Here is a 17149-nt window from a genome sequence, read left to right on the forward strand (position 1 = left end):
GGTTAATAGGAACTCCCCTGCTGCAAGGTGGGGGAGTTTTGTTATGAGCCAGTTTTGAAGTTAACGATGAGCTTCTACCCCAACCTGCTGACACATTTCCAGAACTGGGCAAGTAGAACAACGGGGGCGATCGCCTGCACAAATATGTTTGCCAAAGGGCACCAGCAATCGATTAATTTCGATCCAGTATTCGGGTGGTAGCTGCTTCTCTAGTGCTGCCAATGTTTTTTCTGGAGTTCGGGTGTGGACATAGCCCCAGCGGTTGGTGACGCGATGGACGTGAATATCCACGCTGATGTAAGGCTGATTGCAAGCAATCCCTAAGACAAGATGAGCGCATTTAGGGCCAATGCCGTTGAAGGAAAGTAGGGTGTTGAGGTCGCAGGGTAGAACTCCGTTATGTTCTGCTACCGCTTGTTGGGCGATCGCGTGAATCTGAGGGGCTTTGCCTTCGTGAAAAGTGGAGTCGCTAATCAGTTGGTCAATTTCGGCGATCGTGAGTTGGCTAACTTCTGCGGGAGTTCGAGCTTGCTGAAAGAGGCGACGTGATACGGGTAAGGTGGTTTCGTCGCGAGTGCGAATCGAGATCATGCAAGCCAACAAAAGCTCGAAGACAGAGTTATAGCCTTCCTCAGCGAGTTCAAACAATGCAGCTTTAGGTAAAGGTTCTACAGCTTGCCGAATCTGGGCGATCGCCACCTCAATCTCAAACGGTTGCTTCTCAGCCACTAAGCGTTACCTCTGGCACTCCCATAAACCGCGATCGCTTAACTCTCTGCTTGCCGCTGTTTTGAAATCTCTTGCAGCAGTTGATCATCAGAGTAAGAGCTTTCCCAATCGCCTTGTAACTCTAGCCGTACCGATTGTGCTCCACCACTCGGAGTACAGACTACTCGATAGGTGTCTTTGTCTTCGTTGACTTTCGCGGCTTCCTGATTCTCGGCGGTTTGGGAAAGACCCGCATAAGCTTGAATACAGCTCCAGGTAATTCCCTCAGCATCAGTAACTTCTCTTGGCATAAACGCTCTCGCCCTCAGTTTCACGGTTTGTAGAGAGAATTATGGCTGAGCGATCGCGTTAAGGGCTTCTATCACAAGCATTAAGCTGGTGAGGAACTTGTAGGTTGTGGTAGGTGAGAATCGCTCAAAAAGTGAAGAATTGCGTCACTAATAGCATCTGGGCAGCATACAGCTGCATCGTGTCCACAATTGATAATGACTTGAAACTGAGCATGAGGCAGGCGAGCATGCAGTTCCTCCCCGTTGCTCAGGGGAAACCAGCGATCATCTTTGCCCCAAAGAATCAAAGTTGGACAAGCGATCGCGCCTAGATTATCTTGAATCGGTGTAATTTGGTTCGGCTGTCCTGCCAGCAGTGCCTGAATTTCGCGGGCAGATTGGCGCATATCTACGGCAAATTGCGTCATGGCCCCTGGAATCTCAGTGTAAGGGTAGGTCAACCAATAAATTTCCTCTGGAGATGTAGAGGTGGGGTCTACCATTACTTCGAGGCGAGCAATTTTTACTAGTAAATGCACTAGTGGCGTGACTGGGCGCGCTAGCTGTAATTCATCTACCCATTGCACCAACGGCAGCGGAATGTCGGCCATCCACTGCATACCCCAAGTCGGCAAGCGCTTTGGAAAGATGGGGACATTGATCACCACTAACTGAGCAACTAGTTCTGGATAGGTTTCCGCTAAAGCGATTGCAGTTAGGGCTCCTAATGACTGGCCCACGACAATCGCAGGTTCGGGACACAACGCTTGAATAATTCGCGCCAACTCCACAAGTTGATGTCCTGGAACTTCAGAGTGGCGAATCTGCTCAGAAAAACCATAACCTTTGGCATCAAAACAAATGACCCGAAAGTGCTGCGATAGTGGATCAATTAAATCTCGCCAAGCATAGCTCCAGCTAGCAGCGCCATGCACCAAAATTAGGGGTGGGCCGCTGCCTTTTTCTCCATAGGCGATCGCTACTGAATAACCACTCGCATCTAAAATCTGGATTTGCTGTCGGCCCTGTGGAAAGGTTGCCTGCCACCAATCCTGTACCATTTCTGCCTCTTTGCCTGGATAACTTTGCCAAAACATGAGTCTGGATTAACTAGGCCATCCATTACTAGCCCAGTCATCCTCAGCTCTTGTCCTTAAATCCTAGCAATCTCAAAACTGCCTAGGATTCATAGCTGTTTTGGCAAAGTCTTGTCGCAAAGTTTTAGCGATCGCAAAACTTAGAAAATCCCTTTCAACGCAAATTCTTGAAAATCCCTCAAAAAGCCAGTGGCGGCAATTCTGCTGCGTCTCATAGCCATGAGTTTTCCGGATTGCTAGCTGGATGCAGGGATTGTATCACTCTAGAATTTTGCCGCTTCTTTATAAAAGAAAATGCGATGAGCTTGTACGATGGCAGCACAGTGATTGGCAGGAGTGAAGATGCAGCGCTACGTCTGTACAGTTTGTAACTACGTTTATGATCCAGCCGTAGGTGATCCAGACTCAGGAATTGCTCCCGGTACCGCCTTTACAGATTTACCAGAGGATTGGATTTGCCCGCTATGTGGGGCTACTAAAGCCGATTTTGAGCCACAGGAATCTTAAACCTCAACGAATTAGGGCATTCAGGGCACTGTGGCAAATTAATGAGGAAAAGCCAGCGATCGCTAGAACTCGATCACATCAAATATTAGTGGACTTGATGTCTTGGGAACTGGCTCAACCCGGCGTTCTAACTCTGCTTGTGCTTAAGCCATGCGAAGGTACCAATCGCAACCAATCCAAGCGCTGCAGTTGCGGAAGGCTCAGGGACACTGGTGGGTTCTTCTGGGGTCTTGACCACAGCTCGATAAATTGTGGCGTGCGATAGGTCTTGAGCGATACCTTTGCGATTTGTAGACACTCCAGCTGTGGACCACTTGCCACTCAGCACGGAAAAAGGATCGCTGGAGCCATCGAAGAAATAAGCGCTCCAGGAATTGGAAGCTTTCAAGCTGAGCACAAACGGACCTGTTAAAGCGGTATCAACGCTCCAAGTGCCAGAGTTGCCAGAGGTAACATCAAAGGCCCCCGCATCTGATTTGCCGACAAAGGCCCAATCCGTAATTCCTGCAAAAACTCCGGTTGATAACTTACCAAAGAGTGCTCCTGAGCCATCTCCTTGAGCATCATTACCATCGAATGAGCCGATACAAGAGGTGGAAGTACCAAGGCCAAAGGCAGTGACTGTCCCAGCGGAGCAATTTGCGGCTTGGGCAGGAATCGCCGAAAGTGCCAGTAGGCTAACTGCCAGTAGAGGAAGCTTCGTGAAAGAAGTGAATCGCATGGTTATTCTCTGGTATTCCAAGGATGATAGACGCTAGTGATTGGGCCGTCTCAGTTGTATAAGTATTTACAGAAAGATGACGGCTTTACTAAGCTAGCAAGCACAAGGATGAAGAGCTTTCGGACAAAAAAATCTTTAACAGCCCTTGAAAATAGGAAGTCCGAGCTGTATTTCTACGTAGCAGAAGTGGAGTTCAACAATTAGGAGTGCTAGTGTGCTGACGTAGTAAAGACAACCTCAAATGGTCAGATGAGTGGGATTACGGCAGCTTGATTTCAGCTAGTCGGCTTCGCTGGAGTTTACCGCTGCAATTTCACTAGGTTAGTCGAAGAACATTCAGTAATTATGGGCTAGTGTTTAGGGTCAGCGATCGCAGGTTAGGCTGATTGAGGTCGCAGGTTTGTGGTTCTAAACGCGGTATGAGCACTCTAGTCGGTAGTCACCTCCAAAACGGCAAGTATACAGTTGAGCAAGAGCTGGGGCGCGGTGGATTTGGCGTCACCTATAAAGCCATCCTGCACTCGCTGGCGCAACCTGTGGTGATCAAAACGCTTGATGCGTCTCTCCGCCGAGATCCCAACTTTGCTCAATCCCAACAGCAGTTTCAGGATGAGGCGAAAAGGCTAGCGTTGTGTATCCATCCCAATATTGTTCGGGTCATGGACTTCTTCACAGAAAACGGTCTGCCCTTCATTGTGATGGAGTATATTCCCGGAGCTACCTTGGATGCTGTCGTTCTGCCGAATATGCCGCTGGCAGAGGCAACAGCGATTCACTATATTCGTCAGATTGGGCTAGCACTAAAAGTTGTGCATCAGAATGGCCTACTCCATCGAGATGTGAAGCCTCAGAACTTGATTTTGCGCCAAGGAACCGATCAAGTGATTTTGATCGACTTTGGCATTGCGCGGGAGTTTTCGCCGGGAGCTGTGCAGACTCATACCAGCTTCGTGTCACCTGGTTACGCTCCCATTGAGCAATATCTGCCCCAGGAGAAGCGTACTCCTGCCACTGATGTTTATGGCTTAGCAGCTACTCTCTACATGCTGCTGACAGCCCAAGTCCCTGCCCCCTCGATTCTTCGCGATCGCCAACCCCTACGAGAACCCAGAGAGTGGCGATCGGACCTTAGCGCTAGGGTCAACCAAGCGGTCGTCAGGGGCATGGCGGTCGAACCTCAATTACGCCCAGCCAGTGTTGATGAGTGGCTCCAGTTACTACCTGACTCTCAATTTGCCAGTCAGCCAACTCCCTCCACTACCACCCAAGCGGCAACGGTGGCCGTAATTCCGCAACATCGGCCAGTTTCTCGGCCAGCTCCTCGGTCAGTTCCTACAGTCGTTGCTGCATCTCCTCGCTCCCAACTCTGGCGGTACGTGCTGATTGGTGGACTGGCAGCGATCGTAGCTGCAACGGTAGGAGCCTTAGTTGCCAGACAACCCTCCACTTCAAACCCTTCCGTAGCCCAACCGAGTCCTGTCGCTCCGCCTTCCAGCCCAACTTCAACTCAAGAAGCTGCAACTCCCGCTCCAGAAGCAATCTCTGCCCCTACACCCCCGGTGCTACCAGAGGCTCCTGAGCCATCACCCCCCGACGAGCCTGAACCGCCCGCTCCAACTTCTCCTGAACCAGAAGGCGACTTAGAACCTGCCCCTCCATCAACGAGTCCATCTCTACCTCCAGAATCTGAAAGTGTTCCTCCTGAACCACCAGACGAAAAAGCCGCAGAGCAACAGCAGGAGGCAGAAGAACGAGCCGCAGAAGCAGCACGAGAAGCAGAAAAACAAGAAAAGGAGCGAGCTAAAGAGCAGGAGAAGGGAGACGGCAAAAAGAGAGATTAGCGCTGGCTTCAGCTTTTTGTGAAACCGAAGCGTTAGCCTAGAATCAAGGATTTGCAATCAGGGTTAGAATTCCTTTGTCTTCACGACCGTTAAAAGTTTTAGTAATTGGGGGCGGGGCAGCAGGTTTTTTTGGCGCGATCGCCTGTGCTGAGGCGCACCCCCACGCGCAAGTCATGCTGATAGAAGCAGGCCGTCAACTTTTGCCCAAAGTTAGAATTTCAGGGGGCGGGCGCTGCAACGTGACCCATGCCTGTTTTGACCCAGCCGTTTTAACGCAGTACTACCCCAGGGGTGGCAAAGCTTTACGGGGAGCTTTCACCCGTTTCCAGCCACGAGACATGATTGCTTGGCTAGATCAGCATGGTGTGGAACTGAAAACCGAACCCGATGGGCGAATGTTTCCCACCACTGATGATTCGGAAACCATTGTGGATTGCTTCATTCATGCGGCTAAGGCGGCGGGAGTGGAGATTCGCACTGGAGTTCCGGTGGCGGGAATTACTCGCTTAGATCCTGGCTTTGAGGTGGCGTTAAAGTCTGGGCAGACCCTCAGTTGCGATCGCCTCTTGCTCACCACAGGCAGCAGTCCCCAAGGGTATCAACTCGCTAAACAGTTGGGCCACCAAGTAGCGCCCCCGGTACCCTCTTTATTTACCTTTAATGTTTCCGATCCGCGTCTGCACGACTTAGCAGGTGTTTCTGCCTCCTCAGTCCGAGTGCGTTTGCGAACCGCCAATGGTGAGCAGTTCGAGCAAAGCGGGCCGCTCCTGATTACACACTGGGGTTTAAGCGGGCCAGCGGTGCTGAAATTGTCTGCTTGGGGAGCTAGGGCATTGCATGACAGCCGTTATCAAGGCACTTTGCAAATCAACTGGTTGCCACAATATAAGCTAGAAGCTTTACGTGAGCAATTGCTTGCGGTGAAGTCTCAGTTACCCAGAAAAGCAATCGCCCCCAATTGCCCAGTTCTCTTACCTCGCCGTCTGTGGGAACGGTTGATTGCTAGTGCTGGCATTACAGAAACAACTCGTTGGGCAGAGCTCTCTAACAAAGCCCTAAACCAACTGCTGCAAGAACTGACTCAAGGTTCCTATATCGTGAAAGGTAAAGGTGCTTTTAAGGAGGAGTTTGTCACTTGTGGCGGAGCCAGCTTAAAAGAAGTGGATTTCAAAACGATGGAAAGCCGCTGCTGTCCAGGGCTTTACCTAGCCGGGGAGATTCTGGATATTGATGGGGTTACAGGCGGCTTCAACTTTCAAAGTGCTTGGACAACTGCTTGGTTGGCAGGTCAGGCGATCGGTTGATGAGCATTCTAGTTCTACCGGAGGGCGATCGCTACCAGCAGCGTTGTGAAATTGTCTTGTGAGATCGCCAAAGTCGCCAACCGTTGCAGCTAACCCTTATATCAAGCGATCGCGCTCGATTTCTTCAATCACCTGCAAGCCACGCGGATCACCCACTTTTAGCAAAGCGGTTTTAGCATCTTCTTGGACACCCAGTTCTTCGTCCTCGGCAAAAGCTTCGATCAAAGCATCGATCGCCGTCGCATACACAACGTTGGAAGGTAGTTCACGGCACAGTTGCCCCACCGACCAAGCACAGTTGCTTCGGACTGCCGCTACCGGATCACGTCTTAAGCCTTCGATCAGGGGTGGAATTGCAGCAATCACAGATTCGTAGTTCACATCCGACATTTGAGATAAGGCGCTCGCAGCCCAAAGTCGTACGGCGGAAATATCAGTCTTGAGTGCATCAATCAGCGGCAAGAGAGAGCGGCGATCGCGGCAGTTGCCCAAGGCCCAAACCACACCTTTACGCACGTAGCCATTCCAATCGCGATTCAGTTGGTCAATCAACGGCTCCACCGCATCATGACTTGGATTTCGCCCCAAACCGTAGGCTGCACTGACTCGCACCAACGGGCAAGCATCCTGTAACAGGCTAATCAACTGCGGAATCGCACGATCATCCTGCAACTCACAAAAAGCTCTAGCTGCCAGCATCCGCTGGTTGGTCTCCGGTGCATCTAAGAGCGCCAGCATTGCCTCTGGATTTGGCTTCGGTGTCTCAGACTCAGCATCAATTGGCCCCATGCGGTCGAGGGGGCTCTCCAGTTCAGCCTCAAGATCGAGTACTGTTAGGTCGTCATCATCATACATACTGTCACTTTACAGCACTTAGCGGGGTGCAGGAGCAGGTCAACAGGTAGAGTTTTTGCGGTAGTGGAACTGCAAAATTGGGGGATGATTTCGCAGTTTTGACTCTATCCCAACTTAACTTGCGAGGTAGTAGTGCCGGAAGGAGTAAGCTACAGCTTCTTCGCAAAAATATAACAATATTGGTCAGGATGCAGTATCTAAGCCAACCGTAGTGGTAACAAGCCACAACATTCCCGAGGATATTGGCGATCGCCTTGGCAAACTCGCAGAAACAAAGCCTAGGGCGATCGCGCCAGTATCGCTTATACCCAATTTTCTGCCAAAGTCACGGTTACCGATACTTATCCTTCGGTTGACGGTGATTCCAACGGCTTAACCATCCATAAAGCCTGCGTTTGAAACCCTAGCTTCTGGTATAGGTTCAGCGCAGGTTGGTTGGCTTGAAATACTTGCAGCCCCAGTTGGCGATCGCCCCTTGCCTGGGACCAAGCGATCGCATGTTGAATTAGAGCCGTAGCAATTCCTCGCCGCCGATGTTCTGGCAAGACATACAGCAAAAAGATACAAGCATGGCGATCGCCTGTCACTTGGTCAACCGAGTTACCCAGCCATAGACAGGCCACAGGTGACAGAGCCGCACGAGCCAACAGAGTCGTAGAAGTAGCAGGGCTTGGCTCCTCTAGCTCCACCCACCAGACAGGACTGTCATGAGTCAGGTAGCGCTCCACAGTCTGCGCTAAGTGAGAAAAATCTTGATCTGGGTATAGTTCCTGGTAAGTTCGCTGCATAAACTTGACCAGCAACGCTCGCTCCAAGCCAGAGCCAGAACGCAGCCAATAACCTGGCAACAATAGCTTCGGTGAGGACACCGCTACTTAATCACCCTACAAAACCAGGGCTTACAGTTGCTCGGACAAAGCTGGATCATCTGGTAATCCTTTAATCAGGGCTGACAGCGCTGGTGGCAAATCAGCTACTTGGTCTGGGCGAGCCGGAATAGTTTGCAAACCTACTTCTTCAATTGGAGCAGGTGCTGCCATATCCGTTGGCAAAAAGATACGAGCGCTGACTGCAACCAGAGCGACCAGAAAGACCAAGACCACAATCAGAGGGGCAATGTACTGACGAAAGAAAGCCATAGTGACAGGGAATCGTAGGTAAGAAAATTTATCTGAGAAAAAATCTAAGATTTGTGAAGCGACTCTCTCTTCATCCTACAACCGATACAGCTAATCGTCTCCGTCCTCTCCATTAGCATTTACCGCCTCAACTTTGGCATTCCAAGGCGCAAAAACAGGTAAAAGTAATAAACCTGGTAACGCTGCCACCAGCGATAGCGTAAAGAATAAAGGCCAACCTGTTGCTTCCACAATCCCACCTGCGGGTGCCACCAAAATGTCACGACTAACCGCCATGAGGCTGGAAAGTAGGGCAAACTGCGTCGCCGAAAACCGTTGGTTACAGAGGCTCATCAAGAAAGCGACAAAAGCGGCTGTGCCTAATCCTGCACAGAAGTTCTCGATATTAATTGCGACCACCATAAACGAGTAGTCTTTACCAACCTGGGATAGCCCTAAGTAGGCCAAGTTACTAACCGCTTGTAGCCCACCAAATATCCAGAGAGAGCGGTTAATGCCCAATTTACTAAGGACCGCACCTCCTGCTAACACCCCAACAATGGTTGCCAGCAGTCCCATTCCTCCCTGAATCGCGCCAATATCGGTCTGGGTAAAACCCGTCTTCAGCAAAAATGGGGTAGACATATTGTTGACGAGGGCGTCTCCGAGCTTGTAGAGCACGATGAACACCAGAATCAAAGCACCCCGCACTGCACCGAGTCGTTGAAAAAACTCGATGAAGGGCAACCTCACAGCATCTGCCAAAGAATCAGGAGGGCGATCGCGCAACACGGGTTCTGGAGCCCAAAGCGCTGTCACCATTCCGATTGCCATTAGCACTGCCAGCAACAAGTAAACGGTGGGCCAAGGAATCCGATCTGCCAAAATCAGGGCTAAGGAACCAGTGATTAAAAGAGCGATGCGATATCCTAACACCGCTACCGCTGCCCCTGCTCCCATTTCATGGGTTTCCAGCACATCTGTGCGGTAGGCATCAAACGCAATATCTTGGGTGGCACTGAAGAAAGCAATGATCAGAGCATTCAGCGCCAACAGTTGCAGGGCTTGAGCAGGGTTTTGCAACGCCATCGCGCCAATGGCCAGCAGCAATGCACCTTGGGTCAAAATTAACCAACCTCGTCGTCGCCCTAGAAATGGTGGGATAAACCGATCGAGAATAGGGGACCACAGAAACTTTAGAGAGTACGGTAAGCCTACCAAGCTAAACAGGCCAATCGACTTCAGGTCGACTCCTTCCACCGTCATCCAAGCTTGCAGGGTTTTACTAGTCAAAAATAATGGCAAGCCAGAAGCAAAGCCCAGCAACAATAATGCAGCCATTTTGCGGCTTTGAAATACTTGCAGCACAGATTGAGTCGCTTTCACAGTTAATTAGAATTCCTCCCACAACAGAGCCTTCCTGTCGCAGTCTGACAATCATGCCACAGGAAGATTCAAGCACTCATTGATTGTAGGGAGCTGTTACAAAATTAAGCGAGAGCCGTCTCAAGACCGCGCCATACACCAACCAGTGAGCCTTGCACCTGTACGTGACTAGCAGACACCTCAATTGGTGGATACTTCACATTCGCAGGCTTCAAAGTGACTTTGTTGCCCTTGCGATGGAAGTGCTTCAGAGTCGTACCATGTCCCTCCACCATCGCGGCGACAATGGTGCCGTTCTTGAGAGACTTAGGATCGGCGACAGGTTTCATGATCACAACATCGCCAGGAGCGATCAGCGCTTCAATCATGCTGTCGCCAGTGACTCGCAATGCGAAATATTGAGGTTGCAGCAGAAGATTAGATAGATCTAGGCGATCCACCGTATCCGTAAACGGCTCGACCAAGCCACCAGCGGCGATCGCACCTAGAATAGGTACACCCTGGGTATCCGCTTGCAAAATCCGGATTGTCCGAGCTTTGCCCTCGGTCCAGCTAATATATCCCTTAGCGCGCAGGTGCTCTAAGCGGCTTTGGATGGGAGCGGGCGACTTCAACTCCATCGCCTGCATCATCTGCCGAATGGACGGCGAATGGTGGTGGTGACGGATATACTCTAATAACCAGTCGAAAAGTTGCTGTTGGGCTTCAGTGAGGCGTTCCATAAAAATTCTAGGTGGTTGATTATTCTCACCCCATAGAACATTTGTATCATCACAATTCTCGTCTGTCTAGTCCTGAGCCAAATCTTGAACCAAATAAACCTGCGATCGCCTACGCACCTGCTCCTAGCAAGCTAGCCAGCAATGCCTTCTGAGCATGAAGACGATTTTCCGCTTGGTCCCAAATCTTGGATTGCTCGCCTTCCATCACGCCATCGGTAATTTCTTCTCCCCGGTGCGCTGGGAGGCAATGTAAGACGATCGCCTTGGGGTCCGCTAAGCTCAGCAGGAATTCATTCACTTGATACGGCTGAAAGATAGGAATGCGAGAGGCAGCATCTGCTTCTTGGCCCATGCTAGCCCAGACATCCGTGTAGAGTACTTGAGAAGCTTTGACGGCTGTTTCTGGATCGTGAGTGACAGTCACTTCTGAGCGACCTCCGGCGATCGCTTTGGCCTGTTCCACAATTGCGGGTAAAGGCTTGTATTCAGGCGGTGTGGCTACTCGTACATTCATTCCAACTAAAGCACAACCCAATAGGAGAGAATGGGCCACGTTGTTGCCGTCTCCTAAGTAGGTTAACGTCAGACCTGCTAACGTACCAAACGTCTCCTGAACGGTCAGTAAGTCCGCCAAAATTTGGCAAGGATGCTCCAAATCACTCAGGGCATTGATCACGGGAATCTGAGCATGATGGGCAAATGTTTCGAGGTCTTGCTGCTCAAACGTCCGGATCGCCATGATGTCGAGATAGCGATCTAGAACGCGCGCTGTATCCTCCAGCGGTTCTCCTCGCCCGACTTGAGTCACGTTTGGGTTCAGATCTAGGACTTGCCCCCCTAGTTGGTACATGGCAACCGAAAAGCTCACCCGTGTCCGCGTTGAGGCTTTATAGAACAGCAACCCCAAAACTTTGGGACAGTGCGGCGCGACTTTGCCCGCCTTCATCTGTCCTGCCAAATCCAGTAGCCCTTGCACCTCGTCTGGGGTGAGATCCGCCAAACTTAGGAGATCCCGTCCTTTCATTGCCTCCATGCTGCCCCTCTTTAACTGAAGCAAAATGCTTTGATGCTTACAAACAAGCGTAGGCAACCGACAAGGCTACCCTGAGCGGCCTACCAGAGAGGCCGTCTTAAAACCCTACCAGATCCTCAAGAGATAACCTAGCCAGCAAACCTTGATATAGCAATCCAAGTACAGAGACCAATTTCCAGGTTGAGGGGCGATCGCGATATCGACATCTTCTCGGCTTCAGATAACTCGTCTACTCGACTAAATGAGTAATGATTTCACGAACGATTAGCCGCTAAAAATTGCTTGATTTGCGCCAGGATTGCTTCTAAACCCATATCTTTGACTAGAAATCCATCGGCTTGGGGGCAAAGGGCTTTACCAGCCTCCAAATCATGTTGGCTCAAAAATCCAGTGGCTAGGATTAGCACAGGCGGGTTGAGTAAATCGTTTTTCAGCTGGCAAATCAACTCACAGCCATTGATGTTTTTTTCAAATCTGGCGGGTGGAATGGAGAAATCGACGATCGCCAGATCATACTCATGGGCTTTGGGCAAGAAGCTATAAACATCTACATAGTTAGATACATCAAACTCATTTCTGAAAAATCGTTTAATTGCGAATCCCCATTGTTGATCATCATCCAACACCGCAATCTTAGACATCGGAAACTTCTATTTTATAGTGGCTAGTTTTAATCACTATTTTAAGACAACTATTTCAGCGATTCTAATGAGAATTTTCAAGCAAAACTTTTTCTTCCTAAATATGAATCAGCATTAATTCACCTAGGTTAGATGAATTAACAACTCAATTAGTTAGTGCCGCAGAGCTGGGTGATCGCATTCAGAAGGGCATCGTAATCTGTAATAGGTTTTGTATAAAAACCATCCGCTTGAGATGTCACTAAAAGTGCTTTTTGTTCAGTCAGCATGGCATAAGCAGTGACTAAGATAATTGGGATATGAGCCGTAGAGGAATGATTTTTCAGCAAACGAGCTAAATCCGCGCCACTCACCGCTTGCCCTTTCCATTGGGCTCCAGGTAAGTTCACATCCATCAAAATTAAATCCACTGCCCCGATTTGGCATCGATAGAAAATCTCAACCGGATCATCGGCAATGTAGACTTGATGACCACCTAAACGCTGAATTAATTTAGCAGTTCCTTTAGCTAGTACTTGGTCATCATCAACTAGCAAAATATTCAAGGTTTGTGTTCCTTTGCCTGAATCGTTAAATCTATTAGCAATCAGAGCGGTTAGTTATTAAAGCGATCGCAATCAGCTAAGCCAATTTCTAAGGATTGAGCGTATCCATATGGGGCAAAGTAAAACTTACTTGAGTCCCTTGATCTTTACCAGCACTATCAATCCAAATTCTGCCGCCCATCAGCTCTACGAGACGCTTACTAATGGTCAAACCCAAGCCCGTCCCCCCATAGCGCCGCTTAATCGAGCCATCGGCTTGCACAAAAGGCTCAAACAATAAATCTCGTTTCTCTAAGTCGATACCAATACCTGTGTCAGTCACAGAAACTTCCACAATTTGACCAATCTTGCTCTGAGAGAAATTATCTGTTTTCTTCACCGCGTGAATGCGAATTTCTCCTTGACTAGTAAATTTCAGGGCATTGGAAACCAGATTAGTTAATATTTGTCGAAGCTTGATCTTATCGGCATAAACGTTGTCCACTTCACATTCAACGATTAATGCAATTCCTTTACGACGGCTATCTAAATTGAATAAATTCCGCTCTTCTTGTAACAGTGTTGGTAGATGAACCACTTCCAAATTGATGTTCATTCGACCTGCTTCAATTTTGGCAATATCTAAAACATCGTTGATGATATCAACCAAATTTTCGGCAGACTGGTAGGCCACTTGAATATATTCTTTTAATTCCTCTTCATTGTCATAAAATCCTTCCTTAAGCAATTTCAAATAGTTCAGTGTTGAAGCTAAAGGTGTGCGTAGTTCATGGCTGGTAGAGGAGAGGAAATCAGACTTCAAACGGCTGGCTTCCTCTGCAACGGTCCGTGCCGTATGTAACTCCTGATTACGCATTTCTACCAGGATTCGTTGTTCTCGTTCGTACTGGTACAAGCGGTTCTGCATCACAGCCATTGACAGATGCGTGCCTAGGGCGCGAATTAGCTCAGTTTCTCCTTGTAACCAAGGCTGAGCTTGGGCTTGCTTCAATTCTCGCCAAACTTCAAAGGACTGTCGGGGTCGTTGCTGCCGCTCATCGGAGTCCCAGTGTCCCGCCCACGCTTTCTCTGTATCAACCTCATCGCGAAAAATACTCAAGCAGCCTAAAGATTGCTGCCCATAACGCAGGGGCATGATCAAAATGCTACGAATCCGACTGGGCGCAAAAGCGGCTTGCAATGCAGCTAGCTTTGGTTCCTGATACAAGTCGGCGATCGCACAAATATGGGGGATGGCTGGGTAAACGACGGGTTGCGCTTCTTCCGTGATTTCCATCAGGTCTGGAGCCAAAGAAGCTGCGATCGCAGATTTGGTTAGAGGCGGTCGTTGGAGCAGAGATAACAGTAATGCTGGCTGTACAGGTTTAGTTTGGCCATCCATTAACTCTTGCCAAAAACTGCTTGCCTCTAAATCTAAAGGTTGAGCAGCGTCAGGCAATTGGGGTTGCGTACCATAAGCGTAGAGATGGCCGCCAGCAGTAGCTTCAGTGCCCGCCAAAAACAATCTGCCGCCCGAACCCTGAACCGCCTCAATTACCCGCTGGAGGACAATTTGCAGAATTGCTTGAATACTGAGCGGCGCATGTAGCAAGGTGGAAATTTGGTTCACAATTGCCTCGCGCGCTGCTTGCTCTCTGGCCTGGGTTAGCAGATTAGATTGAGCGATCGCGATCGAAACTTGGTCCGCCACCATCTGCAAAATTTGCAGATCTGTCGCCGAGAAAACTCTGGGTTCAGAGTGGTGGGAAACTAACAAACCCCACAGTTGCTGGTGATGCAAGATGGGTACAACCAGCGAAGACTGAACGCCCATCGCAGTCAAATATTCAACGTGGCAGGGATCAACAGGACGCTGGAGAAGCCCAATAGCAGCCAAATCCTCTGCGGTATCGGGGCTATTTAACCAACTCACATTAACTTGCTGACTCAGCACGTCAACAATGACTCGCTGCCGAGCTTTGACAAACATTTCGCGGGCTTGAGGGGGAATGTCGTCCGCTGGAAAGTTTAGCCCCAGCAAAGAAGGTAATCGCTGTTGGTAAATAGACTCTGCAATGACTTCACCGCTTTCATCTGGGTGGAACCGATAAACCTTGACCCGATCAGTACCCAGAAACGAGCGCGTTTCTGCCACAGTTGCAGCCAGGATCTCAGGCAGTTCTAAGGACTGACGGATGCGGTTGGTCATCCGGTTTAGTAGAGTTCCTTGAGCCAGCAGGGATGGCTCTATTTCCTCTCTAAAACTGCTCTCTGGCTGGTTCATCTTAAGTTAGGGCGAAGTTAGTCAGTGGCAAAAAAGCTGTGTAGCAAAAAAGCTTTATAAATTTAGGGTTCCACCAATTCTGACTTTTGCAACAGCACACTCAACTGTCTCAACCGCTTGATATTTACTTGATATTTAACGGTTTTCGGCTAAGCAACCACAGAAATTAGTGGAAAGGCATCTGCCACTGCTGCCTTGTCAGGCTCCAATTCAGCAAAAGCCACGATCGCCCTATCCAACAAGTCCACACCCTGCTGCACCGTTTCAATTAAACACAACTGACCGCGTAGCTCAGCCGCTCCAGCAAAACCTTTGACATACCAAGTCATATGTTTGCGAGCTTGCCGAATGCCGCGATCGCCCTTGTACTCCCACAGTGCTTGTAAATGCTCCCGTGCACACAGCAATCGTTCTACTTGGGTCGGCACAGCTTTTTCGGTGCCAGTTTTGAGAAAGTAATCAATCTCCCCCACCAAGAAGGGATAGCCCATCGTGGCACGCGAGCACATCACCCCATCTGCCCCAGTCTGCTCTAAACATTCCACCGCAGTTGCCACCGAGAAAATATCGCCATTGGCAATCACTGGAATCGACAGCTTTTCTTTGACTCGACCAATCCACTCCCACTTAGCAGAGCCGTTGTAGCCCTGCGATCGCGTTCGTGCATGCACCGTTAACATCTGCGCTCCAGCATCCTGCAACCGCTGGGCAAACTCCAGAATGTTAATCTCCTCGTCAGTCCAGCCAATGCGAGTTTTTACCGTCACAGGTACATTCACTGCTTGCACCACCGTCCGCACGATCGCCTCTGCCGTTTGAGGATCGCGCAACAGCGAAGAACCACCCCCATTCTTCGTGATTTTGTTCACCGGGCAACCCATGTTGATGTCGATCGTGTCCGCTCCCTCTGCAACTGCCATCCGGGCTGCTTCCGCTAGAAAGTCCGGGCGACAATCAAACAACTGAATACTAATGGGGCGCTCATTAGGGTCAATCTCCATAATTTTAGGCAGGTGCTTCACATGGCAAAGTCCGCTCGCCTGCACCATCTCGGTATACATCATCGAGTCAGGAGAATAGCGACGTACCAACCGCCGAAACACCAGATCCGTCACACCTGACAGTGGAGCCTGAAGCACCCGGCTATTAACTGCAAAAGAACCAATTTTCAGCGGGCTGGACAGACGGGACTTCAGACTGGGAGACAGAGAAACCATTACAAGCAGGTAAATTCTAGGTTTCTATATTGTATAAAACTGAGCTAACCCATTGGGTTTGGACAAGCGATCGCTCCTTTCTAGATAATTCCTGAAGCAGGCGGCAAACACGACTCTGAGCTTACGGTTCCCCTGAATGCGACCTGAGATATTGCTGCCTACAGTAGAAACATCGGAACCCAAGCAATGCTCCTAAGCCCATGAGAACCTTAATTCGCTGGCAACCTCGACGTGAGTTCGACATTGTCCGTCGTCAACTTGACCAACTCTTTGACGAGATTTCCAATATCAATTTTGACTCAGCCCTGGTCAAACCTAGAGAGCTTGGCCCTAGAGAAAGGGGTGCTGCTTGGATGCCCGCGATCGAACTCAACGATATCGGAGCCGCACTAGTTCTACGCGCCGAAGTTCCTGGCGTAGACGCAGAGCATCTAGACGTGCAAGTCGGCCGAGATGCAGTGGCCATCCAAGGCGAATATCGCTCCGAGCAGAAAACTGACGAGCAAGGCCACTTCCGCTCTGAGTTTCGCTACGGCAACTTCCGTCGCGTAATTCCCCTAGGAGTGCCTGTGCAGAATGACCAAGTTCAAGCAGAACTCAAAGACGGCATTCTCACTCTCACCTTGCCAAAAGTAGCCCCTGAAAAAGCGGTTGTAAAACTCAACCTAAGCACCACCGAATCCGCTACTTCCTTAACAGCAGCCCCTGGGACTACCGAAACCGTTCCAACTTCAGCTCCCACTCAAGCCCCGGTAGCTGAAAGCATCCTTGAACTCACCTCAGATGTCTGGTCTGAAAACCCTACTGCCTAAACAGTAACCTTCAGACTACCTTAAAACCCCTTCTGGAGGGGGTCGGGGGGACGCAGCCGTCCCTCAGCGGGGGTTTGGGGGCGAGTGCC

The 17149-nt window shown here is 49.9% G+C and carries 18 protein-coding genes; 4 read left to right on the top strand and 14 right to left on the bottom strand.

What is annotated here, in order from left to right:
* Positions 1-60 precede the first annotated feature (60 nt).
* The 3 genes from nth to H6F68_RS22065 all read right to left on the bottom strand — a co-directional run bounded on the left by nth (position 61) and on the right by H6F68_RS22065 (position 2095).
* Positions 61-729: an endonuclease III gene (nth, locus tag H6F68_RS22055; protein WP_190562322.1), complete on the bottom strand. Its 669-nt coding sequence runs from the start codon at positions 727-729 to the stop codon at positions 61-63.
* A gap of 38 nt (positions 730-767) precedes the next feature.
* A complete protein-coding gene (locus tag H6F68_RS22060) occupies positions 768-1019 on the bottom strand; it encodes a hypothetical protein (protein ID WP_190562324.1) in 252 nt (83 codons plus the stop codon).
* Between the two features lie 80 nt (positions 1020-1099).
* Positions 1100-2095, bottom strand: a complete 996-nt coding sequence (locus H6F68_RS22065) for an alpha/beta fold hydrolase (protein WP_242065613.1) — start codon at positions 2093-2095, stop codon at positions 1100-1102.
* Between the two features lie 342 nt (positions 2096-2437).
* Between H6F68_RS22065 and rd the strand changes: the two genes are divergently transcribed.
* Positions 2438-2602 (top strand): rubredoxin, encoded by a 165-nt coding sequence (rd, locus tag H6F68_RS22070; RefSeq protein WP_190562326.1) that lies wholly within the window; start codon positions 2438-2440, stop codon positions 2600-2602.
* A 127-nt stretch (positions 2603-2729) separates the two neighbouring features.
* Here rd and H6F68_RS22075 read toward each other — a convergent pair whose 3' ends face one another.
* Positions 2730-3323: a PEP-CTERM sorting domain-containing protein gene (locus H6F68_RS22075; protein WP_190433200.1), complete on the bottom strand. Its 594-nt coding sequence runs from the start codon at positions 3321-3323 to the stop codon at positions 2730-2732.
* A 419-nt stretch (positions 3324-3742) separates the two neighbouring features.
* Between H6F68_RS22075 and H6F68_RS22080 the strand changes: the two genes are divergently transcribed.
* Positions 3743-5164 (top strand): serine/threonine-protein kinase, encoded by a 1422-nt coding sequence (locus H6F68_RS22080; protein ID WP_190562328.1) that lies wholly within the window; start codon positions 3743-3745, stop codon positions 5162-5164.
* Positions 5165-5238: 74 nt separating this feature from the next.
* Positions 5239-6468, top strand: coding sequence for an NAD(P)/FAD-dependent oxidoreductase (locus tag H6F68_RS22085; protein WP_190562330.1), 1230 nt, complete (start codon positions 5239-5241; stop codon positions 6466-6468).
* Positions 6469-6564: 96 nt separating this feature from the next.
* Here H6F68_RS22085 and H6F68_RS22090 read toward each other — a convergent pair whose 3' ends face one another.
* The 10 genes from H6F68_RS22090 to dusB form a co-directional block, all read right to left on the bottom strand.
* Positions 6565-7323: a HEAT repeat domain-containing protein gene (locus H6F68_RS22090; protein WP_190562332.1), complete on the bottom strand. Its 759-nt coding sequence runs from the start codon at positions 7321-7323 to the stop codon at positions 6565-6567.
* A gap of 341 nt (positions 7324-7664) precedes the next feature.
* Positions 7665-8192, bottom strand: coding sequence for a GNAT family N-acetyltransferase (locus H6F68_RS22095; RefSeq protein WP_313930212.1), 528 nt, complete (start codon positions 8190-8192; stop codon positions 7665-7667).
* A gap of 30 nt (positions 8193-8222) precedes the next feature.
* On the bottom strand, positions 8223-8462 hold the full coding sequence (locus tag H6F68_RS22100) for a hypothetical protein (protein ID WP_190433192.1): 240 nt from the start codon (positions 8460-8462) through the stop codon (positions 8223-8225).
* 90 nt (positions 8463-8552) lie between these two features.
* Positions 8553-9827 carry an AmpG family muropeptide MFS transporter gene (locus H6F68_RS22105; protein WP_190562334.1) on the bottom strand — a complete coding sequence of 425 codons (1275 nt, stop codon included), beginning with the start codon at positions 9825-9827 and terminating at the stop codon, positions 8553-8555.
* A gap of 104 nt (positions 9828-9931) precedes the next feature.
* On the bottom strand, positions 9932-10549 hold the full coding sequence (gene lexA, locus H6F68_RS22110) for a transcriptional repressor LexA (RefSeq protein ID WP_190551260.1): 618 nt from the start codon (positions 10547-10549) through the stop codon (positions 9932-9934).
* A gap of 109 nt (positions 10550-10658) precedes the next feature.
* The gene (argF, locus tag H6F68_RS22115) at positions 10659-11582 is read right to left on the bottom strand and encodes an ornithine carbamoyltransferase (RefSeq protein ID WP_190562336.1); all 924 of its coding nucleotides are present in this window, start codon (positions 11580-11582) and stop codon (positions 10659-10661) included.
* A 254-nt stretch (positions 11583-11836) separates the two neighbouring features.
* Positions 11837-12223, bottom strand: coding sequence for a hypothetical protein (locus H6F68_RS22120; protein ID WP_190562338.1), 387 nt, complete (start codon positions 12221-12223; stop codon positions 11837-11839).
* A gap of 149 nt (positions 12224-12372) precedes the next feature.
* Positions 12373-12768 (bottom strand): response regulator, encoded by a 396-nt coding sequence (locus H6F68_RS22125; protein WP_190562340.1) that lies wholly within the window; start codon positions 12766-12768, stop codon positions 12373-12375.
* A gap of 88 nt (positions 12769-12856) precedes the next feature.
* Entirely contained in the window at positions 12857-15031 is a 2175-nt protein-coding gene (locus tag H6F68_RS22130; protein ID WP_190562342.1) for a GAF domain-containing protein, read from the bottom strand.
* Positions 15032-15180: 149 nt separating this feature from the next.
* The gene (gene dusB, locus H6F68_RS22135) at positions 15181-16248 is read right to left on the bottom strand and encodes a tRNA dihydrouridine synthase DusB (protein ID WP_190562344.1); all 1068 of its coding nucleotides are present in this window, start codon (positions 16246-16248) and stop codon (positions 15181-15183) included.
* 200 nt (positions 16249-16448) lie between these two features.
* Here dusB and H6F68_RS22140 point away from each other — a divergent pair, with 200 nt between their 5' ends.
* Positions 16449-17060 (top strand): Hsp20/alpha crystallin family protein, encoded by a 612-nt coding sequence (locus H6F68_RS22140; protein WP_190562347.1) that lies wholly within the window; start codon positions 16449-16451, stop codon positions 17058-17060.
* Positions 17061-17149: the final 89 nt, after the last annotated feature.

The organism is Trichocoleus sp. FACHB-262, assembly GCF_014696035.1.
Lineage (GTDB): Bacteria > Cyanobacteriota > Cyanobacteriia > FACHB-46 > FACHB-46 > Trichocoleus.